This is a genomic window from Rhizorhabdus sp. GW822-FHT03C02, from assembly GCF_058801765.1.
Map to the genome: position 1 here is coordinate 22326 of NZ_JBXANN010000001.1, position 15725 is coordinate 38050.

Below are 15725 nucleotides of genomic sequence, written 5' to 3' on the forward strand. Positions count from 1 at the left end.
TGCGCGCCTGATCGACGGGGCGGGGCGGTCGCCGCTGTCCCGACCATTTCGTCGCCCCGCACTCGTTGCGGGGTCCATGGCTATCACCGCGTAGGCTGTCGCTGAGGATCAGGCGCAGCCTTCCCGACTCATCCCTCCCGCGATAGCGCCTGACGCACCAGCCATGGACCCCGCAACAAGTGCGGGGCGACGGGTTAGGTTAGCGCCTATGGTACCCGCCTCGGGATCTCATTGCCGCGTGCCGACCGATTCCCGATCGAGTCCGGACCGACGGATATTCAACTTCCACGAATCTGCCCTGGCACGCCCCCCTCATCGCCGCGCTTCGCATCGGTTCGCCGCATGAAGCGCTCCTATTACCCGCTCGGCAGCCGCCCCTGCCGGCAATGTTCATCTGCCAGACAGGTCGATCTGAACAGGCAGGGGCAGTTGGAGTAGGAATGAAGGAGTCGCTCGATGCGTATCATTTCCAAGAGGCCAAGAGTTCGTGTCATGCTTGCGGTGCTCGCCCTGCCTGTTTCGGTGGGCTTGTCTGCGCAGCCGCAAAATCCCGATCCCAATATTGTCGTCGATGGCGTCCGCGCGCCCGATCCGGCCGTTATGACTGCGGGACCCGAGGTCAAGGGCGTGATCTCGGCGCGCAATGGCGACCGGATCAAGGTCACGACCCCCGACGGCGGCAGCACGGTGATCGCCTTCAACGATGCGACCCGGATCAAGGCCGCCAGCGGCTTGTTCGGCGGCAATCGTGGCAAGCTGGGCGCCGACTCGCTTCTCAACGGGCTGCCGGTCACCATCAAGACGCTGCAGCCGGGCGACGGGTCGTCGGGCGGCCTGGTGGCGAGCCAGATCGCTTTCCGCAACACCGACCTCAAGACCGCGACGATGATCCGCAACGCGACCGAGCAGCGCTTCGAGGAGCAGACCGCGGCGACCGAGGCGTTGCGCGGCCGGATGGGCGATATCGACAAATATAATATCAAGAACACGATCAACGTGCACTTCGACACCGGCAAGGCCGAGCTGTCCGCCGAGGACAAGGCCAATCTTTGCACCACCGCAAGCTCGGCTGGGGCGACGGAGAACGCGCTGATGCTGGTCGTCGGCTACACCGACTCGACCGGAGGCGACGAGCTCAACCAGCAGCTCAGCGAAAAGCGCGCCAGCCGCGTCATCAACTATCTCCAGCAGGCCTGCGGCTGGAAACCCTATCGCATGCTGACCCCGACCGGGATGGCCAAGGCCGATCCGCTGGCCAGCAACGACACCGCCGAGGGCAAGGCGCAGAATCGCCGCGTCGCGGTGAATGTCCTGGTCAGCAAGAGCGTCGACACTATGTGATGGCTCCCGGCGGGCATTGCAGCCCGTCTTCGCACTCTGGCCGGGAGTGGGCAGTCCGCTCCCGGCCCGTAGCTCAGTCTTCGTCGTCCGCTGCCGGCCGTGGTTCGAGCCAGCTGGCGATCCAGGTGGGCAGGAGGGTGCTGACCCCCTGAATCCCGAATCCGAGATTGAACCAGTCCATGAACTGCGGGTGCCAAAGCCATGGAACGCCCGCGCTCGCCATGTAGAAGCAGCCGAGGCTGAAGATCATCGCGATCACGGTGCCGGAGATGGCATGGGCGCGCGCCTTCACCATCAGCTGGCGCTCATCCAGCGGCTGGTTCTCGGTTGCCGTGAATCGCGGCCCCAGGGTGCGAAGAACGGCCGCGGCGAGGATCGCGCCGTAGAAGATCAGCCACCCGATCAGGAAGTCGGCGGCGACCGCGATGCCCGTCCTGGCCATCAGCCCATAGCCGAGGATCAGCGCGGCGGTCACCGGCAGCGGCGCCCAGCGAAAGGCACGCGGCCGGATCTTCAGGAAGAGGATGCGATCGAGCCGCGTCGCGTAGACGAGGCGGTCCATTTTCTCGAGCATGGTCATGGCGTTGCTTCTCCCGCCGCCTGGGCGCGCCGCAAGGAATCGGCGACCGATTCGAAAGGTTTGAACGAAAAGAGCATTTCGATCGGCACGCCGAAATAGGCGGCGATCTTCATCGCGAGTTCGAGGCTCGGCTTGTAGTCGCCGCGTTCGAGATAGCCGATCGTCTGGTTGTTGACGTCGACCGCTTCGGCGAGCGCGCGGCGGGAAACTCCGCGCTCGGCTCGGAACACGGCAATGCGGTTATATAAAATCTGCATCGAATCATCGCATATCGGATATGATATGTTGTGTTTACACAATGATTTTACGGTTCGTCAATATGGCCTTCGCAGCAGCAGCTGGTTCCGGCGGGCTGTTTCCCGCTGCCAGCGTGCAAAAGAAAAGGGCGCCGTCCCCTTCGGAACGGCGCCCTTGCTTTTGTTCGGAGGGAGGCGGTGTCAGTGCCCGCCGCTCTTCTCGCCCAATTCCTTGGCGATGTCGGCGGTGAACGCCTTGGCGTCGCCGAACAGCATCTGGGTGTTCTCGTTATAGTAGATCGGGTTCTCGATGCCGGCGAAGCCCGGGTTGAGGCTGCGCTTGATCACCATCACCGACTTGGCGCGATCGGCCTCGATGATCGGCATGCCGGCGATCGGGCTGTTGGGGTCGTCGCGCGCGCTCGGATTGACCGTGTCGTTGGCGCCGATGATCAGCGCGACGTCGGTCTGCGGCATCTCGGGGTTGATCTCGTCGAGCTCGACCAGCTTGTCATAGGGCACGTCGGCTTCGGCGAGCAGCACGTTCATATGGCCGGGCATGCGGCCCGCGACCGGATGGATCGCGAACTTGACGTCGACGCCCTTGGCTTCGAGCGACTTGTAGAGCTCGCTGACCTTGTGCTGCGCCTGGGCGACCGCCATGCCGTAGCCCGGAACGATGACGACCGAGCTGGCCATCTCCAGCCGCATCGCCGCCTCTTCGGGCGCCGCCGAGCGGACCGGACGCTCTTCGGCCGCGCCACCCGCCGAGGGGGCGAGCTGGCCGAAGCCGCCGAACATGACGTTGGCGAACGAGCGGTTCATCGCCCGGCACATGATGATCGCCAGGATCAGGCCCGAGGTGCCGTCGAGCGCGCCGGTGACGATCAGCAGCTTGTTGTCGAGCGCGAAGCCCATCGCGCTGGCGGCCAGGCCGGCATAGCTGTTGAGCAGCGCGATCACCGTCGGCATGTCGGCGCCGCCGATCGGGATCACCAGCAGAATCCCGAACAGCAGCGACAGCGCGATGAAGAACGGGAACAGCCAGCTCATCGACGGGGTGACGATCAGCACGCCGGCGATCGCCAGCGACGCGACGAACACCAGCAGGTTGAGCAACTGCTGGCCCGGAAACATGATCGGGCGGGTTGGCAGGATTTCCTGGAGCTTGCCGAACGCGATCAGGCTGGCGGTGCAGGTCAGGAAGCCGAGCAGCATCTCGAACATCAGGGCGTACATGGTGAAGCTGTTCGATTCGACCGTCGGCGCATATTTATAATATTCGGCGACGCCGATCAGGCCGACCGCGAGCGCGCCGAAGGCATGGCTGATCGCGGTCCGCTGCGGGATCGCGGTCATCGGCATGAAATAGGCGAGCGGCACGCCGGCGGCGGCGCCGATCAGGAAGGCGACGAAGATCAGTTCGTAGCTGACGACCTGCCAGTGGAGCAGGGTGCCGATCACCGCGATCAGCATGCCGAGTTCGCCGGCGCGCACGCCGCGGCGCGCGGTCGAGGGGTGGCTCATCCACATCAGCGCCAGCACGAACAGCGCCGACGCGATCAGATAGGCGAGTTGGGTCACGATTTCCATGGCCTCAGCCTCCCTTCTTCTTGAACATCTTGAGCATGCGGTCGGTGATCATGAAGCCGCTGACGACGTTCACCGTCGCCGCGACGATCGCGATGAAGCCGAGGGTCTTGGCGAGCGGGGTGGCGTCGCCCTCGCCGGTGATCAGGATCGCGCCGACCAGCACCACCGCGGCGATCGCGTTGGTGAGCGACATCAGCGGCGAATGGAGCAGCGGCGACACGCGCTTGATGAGCTGGAAGCCCAGAAAGCCCGCGAGCATGAAGACGAAGAGCAGGTCGGTGAAGGAAGAAGGCTGGTGCATGATCTGGAATCCTTGAAAGATTGGGGGTCGATCTGCCCCTGCCTCAGCCCGTCAGCGACGGATGGAGGATGTTGCCGCCGCGCGTCAGCGTCACCGCCTTGATGATCTCGTCCTCGGCCGGCCAGGCGAGGATTTTCGCCTTCGAATCGAAGAAGCTGTTGATGAAGGTGTGAAGGTTGCGCGCGTAGAGCGCCGAGGTGTCGGCGGCGACCCGCGACGGCACGTTGCGATGGCCGACGATCTTGACGCCATGCTTCTCGACGACCTCGCCGGCGACGCTGCCTTCGACATTGCCGCCCTGTTCGACCGCGAGGTCGACGATCACCGATCCGGGGCGCATCGTTGCGATCTGGGCGTCGCTGATCAGCCGCGGCGCCGGGCGCCCGGGGATCAGCGCGGTGGTGATGACGATGTCCTGCTTGGCGATATGCGCCGACACCAGAGCCGCCTGCGCCGCCTGATATTCGGGCGAGGCTTCGGTCGCATAGCCGCCCGAGGCGGCGTCGTCCTGGCCCGCGACATTCTCGACGAAGATCGGCTTGGCGCCGAGCGAGGCGATCTGTTCCTTGACCGCGGCGCGGATGTCGGTCGCCGACACCGATGCGCCGAGGCGGCGCGCGGTGGCGATCGCCTGGAGCCCGGCGACGCCGACCCCCATCACGAACACACGGGCGGCGGCGACGGTGCCCGCCGCGGTCATCATCATCGGCAGGATGCGATCATATTCGGCGGCGGCGTCGAGCACCGCCTTGTAGCCGGCGAGGTTGGCCTGCGACGACAGCACGTCCATCGACTGGGCGCGGGTGATGCGGGGCATGAATTCCATGCTGAACGCGGTCAATCCGGCCGGGCCATAGGACCGGGCGACGTCGGGATTGGCGTAGGGATTGAGCATGCCGATCAGCGCGGCGTCGGCGGCGGCCCCCGCCAGCGTCGCCGGATCGGGCGCCTGGACCGCCAGGATGACGTTCGCGCCTTTGACCGCGTCCGCGCGGCTGGTGACGGTGGCGCCGGCTTCGGCGAAGGCACTGTCGCGGACGCTGGCGCTGTCGCCGGCCCCCGCCTCGACGACGACCTCGAACCCCATTTTGACGAACCTGGCGACGGTATCCGGCGTCGCCGCGACGCGGCGCTCATGGGGCGCGGTTTCCCGAAGGACGGCGATCCTGCTCACTATGTTATCCCCCTAACAGCCCGGCAACATTTCGATGATTTTTCGTGCCTATGCGCGGCTGCCGGTTAGCCTCAACCCCGCTTTCGGCAATAAAGTTTTTATTGCACGTGCAAAACTACGGCCCGCAAGCGAGCAATGTTGCAGAAATATCGCCGACGCGAAAGTTATTCGCACCTGTGGGATAGGGGAGGGGGGAATGTGTTGGAAAAGTGCATGAAAGCGCGCCTTTCCCCGTCGATCGGGCGATCGGATCGATCTTCAGGGCTGTCCCGGTTTCAGGGCCACGAACAGGCCCTCGGCTTCGGCGCATAGCCGGTCGCCGTCGCGAAGCTCGCCGCGGATCAGCCTTTTGCGACCCTCCTGGCTGACGAACCAGCCATGGACGTCGAGCGTCCGCCCGATCGGGGCGATCGCGCGGAAATCGACCTTGAGATAGGCGGTGCGCGCCGGGCCGCGGTCATGGCTGTTCGACAATTTGCCGAGCAGGTCGTCGAACAGCAGCGCGATCGCGCCGCCATGCGCGGCCTGGTTGGTGCCCATATGATAACGTCCGAAGCGGACCTGCGCGATCGTCTCATGGGCATCGCCGCGCACGATCGTCCAGGCCGGCAGCATCGTCTGGCCGCGACCGGGCAGATCGATCCGCCGTCCGAAGAACTGCTCGCTTTCGGGAACCGCCTGCGCCGCCAGCCGCGCCTTCCACCGGTCGATGTCGATCGCCAGCGCGTCGATCGTCGCCTGGTCGGGGGCGGCGGCGGCGAGCGTGTCGAGAAATTCGCGCATGCCCTCGATCATGTCGCGATAGGCGTCGCCGCCTTTCGTCGCGGGATCGAACGGCAGCCCGTCCTCACCCGGCCATGCGAAGGCGGCCGGCGGCGTGTCGGGCTGGTCGGTCATCGGATCAGGCGCTGGTGACGAGCGTATCGGCCTCATCATATTCGTCGTCGCGGCCCTCGACGATCACCTCGAGATGCTCGACCCGCGGCGGGCTCTGAAAATGCAGCGAGACCAGCTTGCGCCATTCGAGGAAGGCGTCGGAGTTGCGGAACTCGACCATATGGTCCTCGATCGTGTCCCACTCGACGAACATGCGATAGCGGCTCGGCTGTTCCATCGATCGGTGGAGGCGGAAGGCATGGCAGCCCTTGGATCCGAGGAACAGCTTCATCGCGGTGCGCGCGGCCGTCTCGAACGCCTCCTCATGGCCAGGCTTGATATCGATTTCGGCCAATTCCTTGATCATTCCGATCTCCTGTCGGGGCCTTGTTTGGCCAAGCTCCCCGCGGGGTCAAGCGAATAGGCCAAATTTCGGTTCCCTGTGACAAAAAAGCCCGGATTTGCGAGACTTATTGTGCGTTGCAGCATTTTGAAATCGATTGCGGTCATGCGAAAATATGCGGAATTCCGCACCTCCCGATCATCCGCCCCGCCGATTGCTGCGGGTGCGTTGACCGGCGCGGCGGTCGCGCGGTAGATCGGCTCCGACAGGCAGCAGCAGGAGGGACGCCGCGATGACCAGGATTTATGCATCTGCGGAAGAGGCGCTCGACGGGCTGCTGTTCGACGGGATGACGATCTGCGCCGGCGGATTCGGGCTGTGCGGCATCCCCGAGCGGCTGATCGACGCGATCCAGGCCGCGGGGACCAAGGACATCACCGTCGCCTCGAACAATGCCGGGATCGACGGCGTCGGCCTCGGCAAGCTGCTGCGCACCCGCCAGATCCGCAAGATGATCTCCTCCTATGTCGGCGAGAACAAGGAGTTCGAGCGGCAATATCTGGCGGGCGAGCTCGAGGTCGAATTCTGCCCGCAGGGCACGCTCGCCGAGCGGATGCGCGCGGGCGGCGCCGGCATTCCGGGCTTCTACACCAAGACCGGGGTCGGCACGCTGGTCGCCGAGGGCAAGGAGACCAAGGAGTTCGACGGCGAGACCTATGTCCTCGAACGCGGCATCCGCGCCGACCTGGCGATCGTCAAGGGCTGGAAGGCCGACGAGAGCGGCAACCTGATCTTCCGCAAGACCGCGCGCAACTTCAACCAGCCGGCGGCGACCGCGGCCAATATATGCGTCGCCGAGGTCGAGGAGATCGTGCCCGTCGGTTCGCTCGATCCCGACGCCATCCACCTGCCGGGCATCTATGTGAAGCGGCTCGTGCTCGGCGCGCCTTATGACAAGCAGATCGAATTCCGCACGACGCGGGCGCGCGAGGCGGCGTGAGGCCAGGACTCGGCGCGCGGTGGCCTGGCGCGCGGTCGCTCGCCGCCGCCGCATCGCTGCCGCTCTGGTTGTCCTGCCTGTCGGGATGCACCACGCCGGCCGCGTGGACGGCGGCCCCCCGTGCCGCCTCGCTGACCGCCTCAACGGTGCGCGAAACGCCGCCGGCGCCGTTCCAATATCTCTACGGATCGGGCGAGGCCGCGGCGCTGAGCGAGCAGGCCTATAATCTGCTCGTCGATCATGCCCGGCTGGCGGTCGAGGCGCGCAAGACGAAGCCCGGCCCCTTCACCTCGGTGGTGCTGACTGCGGCCGCGACCCTCGACCAGCCGGCGACGATCGGCTGCGATGCCAAGCTGCCGCTCGCGGCGGTGTTTGACATGGACGAGACCGCGGTCCTCAACCTCGGTTACGAATATGGCGATGCCCGCAGCGGCGCCGGCTATGATGCGGCGCGCTGGGCACGGTTCGAAAAGACTGGCGGCGGCACGCTGGTCGCGGCCCCGGGCGCGGTCCGCGCTTTTACCGCCTTGCGGGCGCTGGGGGTGACGGTGGTCGTCAACACCAACCGCAACGCCGCCTCTGCGACCGAGACCGAGGCCGCGCTCGCGGCGGCCGGGCTCGGCGATTTCCGACATGGCGAGACCCTGTTCCTGCGCGGCGACGCCGACGGCCAGTCGGGCAAGGCCGGGTCGGGCAAGGATGGCCGCCGTGCCGCGATCGCGGGGCGCTATTGCGTGATCGCGATGGGCGGCGACCAGCTCGGCGACTTCAGCGATCTGTTCGCGGGTGCGCCGGGCGTCCGCCGCGCGGCGGTCCAGCAGCCGGCGGTGCAGGGATTTTTCGGACGTTTCTGGTTCATCCTGCCCAATCCGGTCTATGGGGCCGGTCTGGCGGGCGGCTGGGACGAGGTTTTTCCGGCGGACAAGCGCTGGAGCGATCCTGCAGGCGCGGGCGCGCAGGCCGGATCGGCGCATATGGGTTCGGGTGAGGGAGGCAAGTGATGGCGACGCAGGCAAAGGGTTGGGACCGCAACCAGATGGCGGCGCGCGCCGCCCGGGAGCTGCAGGACGGCTTCTACGTCAATCTCGGCATCGGCATCCCGACGCTGGTGGCGAACAACATCCCCGACGGGATGACGGTCACCCTCCAGTCCGAAAACGGCATGCTCGGCATCGGCCCCTTCCCTTATGAGGGCGAGGAGGATGCCGACCTGATCAACGCCGGCAAGCAGACGATCTCCGAGCTCGCCTCGTCGAGCTATTTCTCGAGCGCCGACAGCTTCGCGATGATTCGCGGCGGCCATATCGACCTGACCGTGCTCGGGGCGATGGAGGTCGCCGAAAATGGCGACATTGCCAACTGGATGATCCCCGGCAAGATGGTCAAGGGGATGGGCGGCGCGATGGATCTCGTCGCCGGCGTCAAGAAGATCATTGTCGTGATGGAGCACAACGCCAAGGACGGCAGCGCGAAATTCATCCCCGCCTGCACCCTTCCGCTGACCGGCACCAATGTCGTCGACATGATCGTCACCGATCTGTGCGTCTTCCAGCGCCCCGACCATGCCAGCCCGTTCAAGCTGATCGAACTGGCGCCCGGCGTGACTGCGGACGAGGTCGCGGCGAAGACCACGGCGCATTATATTTCCTGATCTTTCGGAGCGCCCGCGCGACAGGCCGTATTCGGTGCGTCGTCGCACCGTGCGGCCATCGCGACGAGTCGCCGAGCTTTTGGGGCTGACCTCGGCGACCAAGCTGCTATGCCGGGGGTTCATCCTGCTGGGGCGCCCGTTCGATTTCCATGCCCGATTTCAAGAAAACCAAATCCGTTTCACCTGATCCCGACGCTCCCGTGTCCACCGTCGTGTCGATCGAGCGCGGGCTCGTCGTCGGTGCGGTGGTCGTGCTCGTGCTGTTGCTCGCCTTCGTCGCGGTCGGCGGTGTCTATTGGCGCTCGGCGCGCACCGCGCCGGCGACGCCCGGCCAGTCGCGGCTGTCGATCGATCTCAGCCGGATCGGCATCTCGCGCCCCGGGCCGACCCGGATCGACTATGCCCGGCTCGACCGGCGGATGCAGCAGCTCGCCGCCAAGAAGGCGGTGGTCGGCGTCGCGATCGTGACGATCGAGAATGGCCAGATCAGCTTCGCCAAGGGCTATGGCGTCACCACCGACGGGCCCGAGGGCAAGCCGGTCGATGCGCATACCGTGTTTCGTTGGGCTTCCTGCTCGAAGGGGGTCGCGGCGACCCTGCTCGCCAAGATGGCCGAGCAGAAGACGCTGTCGCTCGGCGATCCGGTTTCGAAATGGGCGCCGTCGCTCAGGCTCGCCAAGGACGCGCAGAATGTCGCGACGATCGACAATCTCCTGTCGCAGAGTCTCGGCATCTGGAAAAATGCCTATGACAAGGATCTGGAGGACGGCAACGACCCCAAGGAGATCCGCAGCCGGCTGAACCAGATCCCGCTGCTATGCCCGCCCGGCAAATGCTATTCCTACCAGAATATCGCCTATGATGCGGCCAGCGAGACCGCCGAGCATGCCGGCCACGAACCTTATGGCCGGCTGGTGCAGGAGCAGATATTCGGTCCGCTCGGCATGCAGTCGGCCACCACCACCCGCGACGGGCTGATGTCGTCGCCGAGCTGGGCGCGCCCGCACCAGGGGCGCAGCGAAAAGAAGGTCGCCGAGGCCTATTATCGGGTGCCGGCGGCGGGCGGGGTCAATTCGTCGATCATCGATCTCGGCATCTGGATCCGCGCGCAGATGGGCGAGATGCCGCGGGTGCTGTCGCCGGCGGTGCTCGAAACGCTGCACAGCCCGCGCATCCGCACCTTCTCGATCCACCGCCAGCGCGACTATGACCGAGTGCTCAAGGATGCGTCCTACGGGCTGGGCTGGCGGGTCTATTCCTATGCCGGGCGCCGGGTGATCGGCCATCGCGGCGCGGTCGAGGGCTATCGCTCGCTGATCCTGTTCGATCCGCTGCTCAAGGCCGGGGTCGGCATGTTGTGGAATTCGAACGCGGTCGAGCCCACCGGCATGCAGCTCGAAGTGTTCGACATGCTCTACCGTCAGCCGTTCAAGGACTGGATGGAGCTCGATAAATAGCCTATCCGGCGCCACGTCGAAGGCCCGGCGGGGCAGGATGTGGTCGCCGACCTTGCGCATCATGCGATTTTGTGCGTTATTCGGGCGTCCACGCGCTTGACAGCCTTGTCGCGCGCCACTAGTGCCTCTCGTTCCCAACAGCCCGAACCGGTGCCGCTCTTTGCGCGTGCCGTGTTTGTGCGTGATGGGGTGCCCCAATAGTGGGGCGAGCGTCGAGATAGGGTGGTCGCCAGCCGCCCTGTGGAGCAGGAGAAAAGCACAGTGGCTCGTATCGCGGGTGTCAACATCCCGACCAACAAGCGCGTCGAAATCGCGCTGACCTACATTCACGGCATCGGCCCGGCCAAGGCCAAGGAAATCACCGGCAAGCTCGGCATCGCGCCCGCGCGCCGCGTCCAGGACCTGTCCGACCAGGAAGTCCTGCAGATTCGCGAAGCGATCGACGCCGGCTACACCGTGGAGGGCGATCTTCGCCGCCAGGTGGCGATGAACATCAAGCGCCTGATGGACCTGGCCTGCTATCGCGGCCTGCGTCATCGCAAGGGGCTCCCCGTCCGTGGCCAGCGCACGCACACCAATGCGCGCACCCGCAAGGGCAAGGCCAAGCCGATCGCCGGCAAGAAGAAGTGAGCCCGTCCGGGCTTGGTCGCCCGGATGTCTGGCCTTTCAGGTAGGATTAGAGAGATATGGCACGCGAACCTCAGCGCATTAAGCGGCGCGAGCGCAAGAACATCACCGCCGGCGTCGCGCATGTGAACGCCAGCTTCAACAACACGATGATCACGATCACCGACGCGCAGGGCAATGCGATTGCCTGGTCGTCGGCGGGCATGATGGGCTTCAAGGGTTCGCGCAAGTCGACCCCTTATGCCGCCCAGGTTGCCGCCGAGGACGCGGGCAAGAAGGCCGCCGAGCATGGCGTCCGTACGCTCGAAGTCGAGGTCAAGGGCCCCGGGTCGGGCCGCGAGTCGGCGCTGCGCGCGCTGCAGGCGGTCGGTTTCCACATCACGTCGATCCGCGACGTGACGCCGATCCCGCACAACGGCGTCCGCCCGTCGAAGCGTCGCCGCGTCTGATCAGGCTACGGGGTCTTCGTGACCCCGTTCGCTCTATCCGTTTCCGGCCGGACCCTTTCCGGCCTACCCCAAGGGGAACAAAGTGGCTGTCAATCCCAAGAACTGGCAGGAACTCAAGAAGCCGAACGGCCTCGAAAAGAAGGCGGGCGGCGACAGCAAGCGCAAGGCGACTTTCGTTGCCGAGCCGCTCGAGCGTGGCTTCGGCCTGACGCTCGGCAACTCGCTGCGCCGGGTGCTGCTCTCCTCGCTGCAGGGGGCGGCGGTTACCGCGATCAAGATCGAGAATGTGCTGCACGAGTTCTCGAGCCTGGCGGGCGTCCGCGAGGACGTCACCGACATCGTTCTCAACGTCAAGCAGATCGCGCTGCGCATGCAGGGCGAAGGCCCCAAGCGGCTCCAGCTCTCGGCGACCGGTCCGGCCGAAGTCACCGCGGGCATGATCGCCGCGACCGGCGACATCGAGGTGATGAACGCCGATCTGGTGATCTGCCATCTCGACGAGGGCGCGACGCTCAACATGGAGCTGACCGCCGACATCGGTAAGGGCTATGTCACCGCGGCGTCGAACCGTCCGGCCGATGCGCCGATCGGTCTGATCCCGGTCGATGCGCTCTACTCGCCGGTTCGCCAGGTCGCGTACAAGGTCGAGAACACCCGCGTCGGCCAGGAGCTCGATTACGACAAGCTCACGCTGACGATCGAGACCGACGGCACCGTCACCCCCGAGGATGCGCTCGCTTATTCGGCGCGCATCCTGCAGGACCAGCTCCAGCTGTTCGTCCACTTCGACGACGGCATGGCGGTTTCGGCGCCGAGCACGGGTTCGTCCTCGCCGGTCACCGGCGGTGCGGAGCCGGAAGGCGACAGCAACCAGCTCAACCGCTACCTTCTCAAGAAGGTCGACGAGCTCGAACTGTCGGTGCGTTCGGCGAACTGCCTCAAGAACGACAACATCATCTATATCGGCGACCTGGTTCAGAAGACCGAAGCCGAGATGCTGCGTACCCCGAACTTCGGCCGCAAGTCCTTGAACGAAATCAAGGAAGTGCTCGCTTCGATGGGGCTGCGCCTGGGCATGGAAATCCCGGGCTGGCCGCCTGAGAATATCGAGGAAATGGCCAAGAAGCTCGAACAGGAATTTTGACGCGCGCTCCCGGCGCGCGTCACCCCGGCGCAGGCCGGGGTCTCGGGCGTCAGGGGGAACGCTTCAAACTCCTGAGATCCCGGCCTCCGCCGGGATGACGGCTTTAAGAATGGGCTATGGGCGGTGGCCCTCATCACCGCCTGGCTTGGGGTACCTGAAACGGCCCCCTGACAAACGAAGGAAATACCCATGCGTCATCGCGTTGGCGGTCGTAAGCTTCAGCGGACCGCTTCCCATCGTACCGCCCTGTTCCGCAACCAGTCGGCGGCGCTCATCAAGCATGAGCAGATCCTGACCACGGTCGCCAAGGCGAAGGAGCTTCGCCCCTATGTCGAGAAGCTGATCACGCTCGCGAAGAAGGGTGGTCTCGCCAACCGTCGCCTCGCGCATGCGCGCCTGCTCGACGAGACCCAGCTCAAGAAGCTGTTCGACGTCCTGGCCGAGCGCTACAAGGACCGCAACGGCGGCTACACCCGCGTCGTCAAGGCCGGTATCCGCATGTCGGACGCGGCCTCGATGGCGATCATCGAGTTCGTCGATCGCGACGTCAGCGCCAAGGGCCAGGATTCGGGCCCGGTGCAGAACGAGGATGAGGCCGAAGCGGCCTGATCCTTCGCCATCGGCGGAATTGCAAAGAGAGCCGCGGCCGCTACGGTCGCGGCTCTTTTTTATTGTCCTGAAGATACAGCCGGAGAGGATGATCGATGACCCGCAAAGGGTGCGCCGCCTTGTCTCGCGGCCTGATGACGAGTCTTGTCATGACGACCATGTTTTCCGGATTGTCCTCCGCTAGCCTGGCCGCCGAGCCGATCGCCTATCCGCCGACCGCACGCGGCGACATCGTCGACACTCAGTTCGGCGAGGCGGTCGCCGATCCCTATCGCTGGCTCGAGGCCGATGTCCGCACCGATCCCGCGGTCGAGAAATGGGTCGAGGCCGAGAACGACGTCACCCGTGCCTATATCGGCACGCTGCCCGGGCGCGGGGCGATCGAGGCGCGGATGCGCCAGCTGTGGAACTACGAGCGGTTCGGCAATCCGCGCAAATATGGCAGCCGCTATTTCTACACCCACAATAGCGGGCTGCAGAACCAGTCCGAGCTGCTGGTGCGCGAGGGCGCCGACGGCAAGGAGCGGGTGCTGCTCGATCCCAATCGCTGGGCGCGCGACGGTGCGACCGCGCTCGACGGCTGGCTGCCGTCGCGCGATGGCGCGCTGCTGCTCTACAGCATGCAGGACGGCGGCACCGACTGGCGGACGCTGCATCTGATCGACGTCGCCACCGGCAAGCTGCTCCCCGACGAGATACGCTGGGTCAAATATTCGACGCTCGCCTGGGACAGCGACGGCCGCGGCTTCTTCTATTCGCGTTTTCCCGAGCCGGTGTCGGGCGAGGCGCATCATCAGCTCAACGCCGATCATATGGTCTATTATCATGTCGTCGGCACCGAGCAGTCGGCCGACCGGCTGGTCTATGCGACCCCCGACCGGCCGAAGCTCAACCATGGCGTCCAGACCACCGAGGATGGCCGCTTCGCCCTGGTGCGCTCGTCGCAGGGCACCGACGAGCGCTATGAGCTGACCCTGTTCGACCTGTCCGACCCGAAGATGAAGCCGATGCGGCTGGTCAAGGGCTTCGCCAACGACTGGGCGCTCGCGGGCAGCATCGGCACCCGCTTCTACTTCCGCACAAATCTGAGCGCGCCGCGGCAGCGGCTGGTGATGATCGACGTCGCGTTGCGGAACCCCAAGCCGGTCGAGATCGTCGCCGAGCGCAAGGGCGACACGCTGATCGGCGTCTCGCTGATCGGCAGCCGCTTTATCCTCGCCTATCTCGGCGACGCCAAGACCGAGGCGCGGCTATACGAGCTCGACGGGCGCTATGTCGGGCCGATCAACCTGCCCGATATCGGCACCGCGGTCGGCTTCGGCGGCAAGGTCGGCGACCCCGAGACCTTCTACAGCTTCTCGAGCTACGCGACCCCGGCGACGATCTACCGGCTCAACACCTCGACCGGCAAGACCGACCGGTTTATCGCGCCCAAGCTCGCCTTCGATCCAGCCGATTATAAGGTCGAGCAGCATTTCTACACTTCGAAGGACGGCACCAGGGTCCCGATCTTCGTGACGAAGAAGGTGACGACCGGGCCGGGCGCGCCGGCGATCCTCTACGGCTATGGCGGCTTCAACATCTCGGTCACCCCGGGCTTCTCGCCGGCGGTGCTGCAATGGCTGGAAATGGGCGGGGTCTATGCCGCGGCGAACCTGCGCGGCGGCGGCGAATATGGCAAGGCGTGGCACGATGGCGGCCGGCTCGCCAACAAGCAGAACGTCTTCGACGACTTCATCGCCGCCGGCGAATATCTGATCGCGAGCGGCGTCAGCGCCAAGGGCAAACTCGCGGCGATGGGCCGGTCGAACGGCGGGCTGCTGGTCGGCGCGGTGGTCAACCAGCGCCCCGACCTGTTCGCGGTGGCCAATCCCGGGGTCGGGGTGATGGACATGCTGCGCTTCGATCGCTTCACCGCCGGCCGCTACTGGATCGACGATTATGGCGATCCGTCGGTCGAGGCCGACTTCAAGGTGTTGCGTGCCTATTCGCCCTATCACAACATCCATGCCGGCGCGGACTATCCGGCGATCATCGTCACCACCGCCGACACCGACGACCGCGTCGTGCCGGGCCACAGCTTCAAATATACCGCGGCGCTGCAGGCGGCCGACATCGGTGCGAAGCCGCACCTGATCCGCGTCGAGACCCGGGCGGGGCACGGGTCGGGCAAGCCGACCGACAAGATCATCGAAGAATATGCCGATCTATGGTCGTTCATGGGCTACTGGACAGGCCTGGTCACCGACAAGAATCCTTAAGTCGCGACGCGCTCATTCAGCTTGTCGCAAGCCGCTGGCGACTAGACGCATTTGGTGCGTAAGATGTGGCATGCGTCCTTCGG

Annotated in this window: 17 protein-coding genes; 10 read left to right on the top strand and 7 right to left on the bottom strand. The window is 65.5% G+C overall.

Annotated elements, in window-relative coordinates; all coding sequences use genetic code 11:
• Positions 1-456: 456 nt before the first annotated feature.
• The gene (locus AC1RM6_RS00135; RefSeq protein ID WP_493097544.1) at positions 457-1341 is read left to right on the top strand and encodes an OmpA family protein; all 885 of its coding nucleotides are present in this window, start codon (positions 457-459) and stop codon (positions 1339-1341) included.
• Between the two features lie 73 nt (positions 1342-1414).
• On the opposite strand, the gene AC1RM6_RS00140 is transcribed toward AC1RM6_RS00135, so the two are convergent.
• The 7 genes from AC1RM6_RS00140 to AC1RM6_RS00170 form a co-directional block, all read right to left on the bottom strand.
• Positions 1415-1921 carry a hypothetical protein gene (locus AC1RM6_RS00140; protein WP_493097546.1) on the bottom strand — a complete coding sequence of 169 codons (507 nt, stop codon included), beginning with the start codon at positions 1919-1921 and terminating at the stop codon, positions 1415-1417.
• Positions 1918-2178, bottom strand: a complete 261-nt coding sequence (locus tag AC1RM6_RS00145; protein ID WP_493097548.1) for a helix-turn-helix transcriptional regulator — start codon at positions 2176-2178, stop codon at positions 1918-1920. The genes AC1RM6_RS00140 and AC1RM6_RS00145 overlap by 4 nt, the downstream gene beginning before the upstream one ends.
• A gap of 180 nt (positions 2179-2358) precedes the next feature.
• The gene (locus AC1RM6_RS00150) at positions 2359-3750 is read right to left on the bottom strand and encodes an NAD(P)(+) transhydrogenase (Re/Si-specific) subunit beta (protein WP_493097550.1); all 1392 of its coding nucleotides are present in this window, start codon (positions 3748-3750) and stop codon (positions 2359-2361) included.
• Positions 3751-3754: 4 nt separating this feature from the next.
• Positions 3755-4051, bottom strand: a complete 297-nt coding sequence (locus AC1RM6_RS00155) for an NAD(P) transhydrogenase subunit alpha part 2 (protein ID WP_493097551.1) — start codon at positions 4049-4051, stop codon at positions 3755-3757.
• A gap of 43 nt (positions 4052-4094) precedes the next feature.
• Positions 4095-5225 (bottom strand): Re/Si-specific NAD(P)(+) transhydrogenase subunit alpha, encoded by a 1131-nt coding sequence (locus tag AC1RM6_RS00160; protein WP_493097553.1) that lies wholly within the window; start codon positions 5223-5225, stop codon positions 4095-4097.
• 258 nt (positions 5226-5483) lie between these two features.
• Positions 5484-6122 (bottom strand): PaaI family thioesterase, encoded by a 639-nt coding sequence (locus AC1RM6_RS00165; protein WP_493097555.1) that lies wholly within the window; start codon positions 6120-6122, stop codon positions 5484-5486.
• A gap of 4 nt (positions 6123-6126) precedes the next feature.
• Entirely contained in the window at positions 6127-6468 is a 342-nt protein-coding gene (locus AC1RM6_RS00170) for an antibiotic biosynthesis monooxygenase family protein (protein ID WP_493097557.1), read from the bottom strand.
• Between the two features lie 268 nt (positions 6469-6736).
• On the opposite strand from AC1RM6_RS00170, the gene AC1RM6_RS00175 reads away from it, so the two are divergent.
• The 9 genes from AC1RM6_RS00175 (at position 6737) to AC1RM6_RS00215 (ending at position 15642) form a co-directional block, all read left to right on the top strand.
• Positions 6737-7444, top strand: coding sequence for a CoA transferase subunit A (locus AC1RM6_RS00175; protein ID WP_493097559.1), 708 nt, complete (start codon positions 6737-6739; stop codon positions 7442-7444).
• Entirely contained in the window at positions 7441-8445 is a 1005-nt protein-coding gene (locus AC1RM6_RS00180) for an HAD family acid phosphatase (RefSeq protein WP_493097561.1), read from the top strand. The genes AC1RM6_RS00175 and AC1RM6_RS00180 overlap by 4 nt, the downstream gene beginning before the upstream one ends.
• Entirely contained in the window at positions 8445-9095 is a 651-nt protein-coding gene (locus AC1RM6_RS00185) for a 3-oxoacid CoA-transferase subunit B (RefSeq protein WP_493097563.1), read from the top strand. Before AC1RM6_RS00180 ends, AC1RM6_RS00185 begins: the two co-directional genes overlap by 1 nt.
• A 200-nt stretch (positions 9096-9295) precedes the next feature.
• Complete coding sequence (locus tag AC1RM6_RS00190; RefSeq protein WP_493097565.1) at positions 9296-10552, top strand: serine hydrolase domain-containing protein; 1257 nt, start codon at positions 9296-9298, stop codon at positions 10550-10552.
• A gap of 261 nt (positions 10553-10813) precedes the next feature.
• The gene (gene rpsM, locus AC1RM6_RS00195) at positions 10814-11182 is read left to right on the top strand and encodes a 30S ribosomal protein S13 (RefSeq protein WP_493097566.1); all 369 of its coding nucleotides are present in this window, start codon (positions 10814-10816) and stop codon (positions 11180-11182) included.
• Positions 11183-11238: 56 nt separating this feature from the next.
• Entirely contained in the window at positions 11239-11628 is a 390-nt protein-coding gene (gene rpsK, locus AC1RM6_RS00200; RefSeq protein WP_493097567.1) for a 30S ribosomal protein S11, read from the top strand.
• A gap of 82 nt (positions 11629-11710) precedes the next feature.
• Complete coding sequence (locus AC1RM6_RS00205) at positions 11711-12772, top strand: DNA-directed RNA polymerase subunit alpha (protein ID WP_493097568.1); 1062 nt, start codon at positions 11711-11713, stop codon at positions 12770-12772.
• Positions 12773-12961: 189 nt separating this feature from the next.
• Entirely contained in the window at positions 12962-13381 is a 420-nt protein-coding gene (gene rplQ, locus AC1RM6_RS00210; protein ID WP_493097569.1) for a 50S ribosomal protein L17, read from the top strand.
• Between the two features lie 149 nt (positions 13382-13530).
• Entirely contained in the window at positions 13531-15642 is a 2112-nt protein-coding gene (locus AC1RM6_RS00215) for a prolyl oligopeptidase family serine peptidase (protein ID WP_493097570.1), read from the top strand.
• Positions 15643-15725 lie beyond the last annotated feature (83 nt).